The organism is Reyranella soli (genome assembly GCF_007992495.1).
Taxonomy (GTDB): domain Bacteria; phylum Pseudomonadota; class Alphaproteobacteria; order Reyranellales; family Reyranellaceae; genus Reyranella; species Reyranella soli.
In genome coordinates this window covers 1-1,370 of record NZ_BKAJ01000362.1, presented here as the reverse complement: position 1 = coordinate 1,370, position 1,370 = coordinate 1, and the positions used below count along the sequence as shown (strand labels likewise).

Sequence of the window (1,370 nt, the reverse complement as noted above, 5' to 3'; positions counted from 1 at the left end):
CAAGGTTGGCTCCCGTGTCGGCAAGCGTCACGTTGTCCGTGGCAGTCAGGAGCACGGTGCCAAGCGCATTATAGCGGGCCAGGTTCAACGACAGCACGTTGTCCGTGGCATCGATGCTGTCGATACCTTTGCCAGCCAGCGCGCCAAACTGTGCCGCTGACAGGGCGGCAAGGTTAGCTCCCGTATCGGCAAGCGTCACAACGTCTGCCGCCGTCAGCGTGACCGATCCCAGCGCCAGGTGTTGAGCGGCCGAGAGCGTCAGCACATTGTCCGTGGCGTCGATCCTGTCGATGCCATTGCCCGTCAACGCCGTGATTTGAGCCACAGTCAGCCCCGTTAGGGTTGCTCCTGTGTCGGCAAGCGTCACGGTGTCGGCAGCCGTCAGGGTGACCGTTCCCAGCGCTAGGTATTGGGCAACCGAGAGCGTCAGCACATTGTCCGTGGCGTCTATCTTGTCGATCCCCTTGGCCGCCAGCCCGCCAATGTCTGCGGATGACAGGCCAGCCACGGTGGCTCCCGTGTCGGCAAGCGTCACGGTGTCGGTAGCCGTCAGGGTGACAGCTCCCAGCGCCTGGAACTGGGCAACACTCAGCGACAGTACGTTGTTCGTGCAGTCCAGCCTGTCGACGCCCTTAGCCGCCAGCCCGCCAATGTCTGCGGCTGAAAGCCCGGCCAGAGTGGCTCCCGCGTCGGCCAGTGTTACGAGATCCCCCGACGTCAGGGCGACCACGCCAAGCGCCTGGTACTTGGCGACCGAAAGGGTGAGAGCGTCGTTGATGGCATCGATGCGATCGATGCCTTTGCCGGCAAGAGCGCCAATCTGCGCCGCAGTCAGGGCAGCAAGGTTGCTTCCCGTGTCGGCAAGCGTCACGGTGTCAGCAGCCGTCAGCGTGACAGTCCCCAGCGCCAAGTATTGGGCGACCGAGAGCGTCAGCGCATTATCCGTGACGTCTATCCCGTCGACCCCCTTGGCCGCCAGCCCGCCAATGTCTGCGGCTGACAGCCCGGTCAGGGTAGCTCCCGTATCGGCAAGCATCACGGTGTCGGCAGCCGTCAGGGCGACAGTCCCCAGCGCCAGGTATTGGGCAACCGAGAGCGTCAGTACGCTGTCGAGGGAGTCCAGCCTGTCAACGCCCTTAGCCACCAGCCCACTCATGTTTGCGGCTGACAGCCCAGCCAAGGTTACTCCCGTGTCGGCAAGCGTAACGGTGTCGGCAGCCGGCAGGGTGACCGTTCCCAGCGCCAGATATTGGGCAACCGAGAGCGTCAGCACATTGTCCGTGGCGTCTATCCTGTCGATACCCTTGGCCGCCAGCCCGCCGATGTCTGCGGCTGACAGCCCGGCCAAGGTGGCGCCCGCGTCAGCAAGC

At 64.3% G+C, this 1,370-nt stretch carries 1 protein-coding gene; it reads right to left on the bottom strand.

Annotation, left to right across the window (positions count from 1 at the left end):
- Positions 1-1,370: hypothetical protein (locus tag RSO01_RS48250; protein ID WP_170303905.1), on the bottom strand; the 1,370-nt coding region annotated here is incomplete at both ends.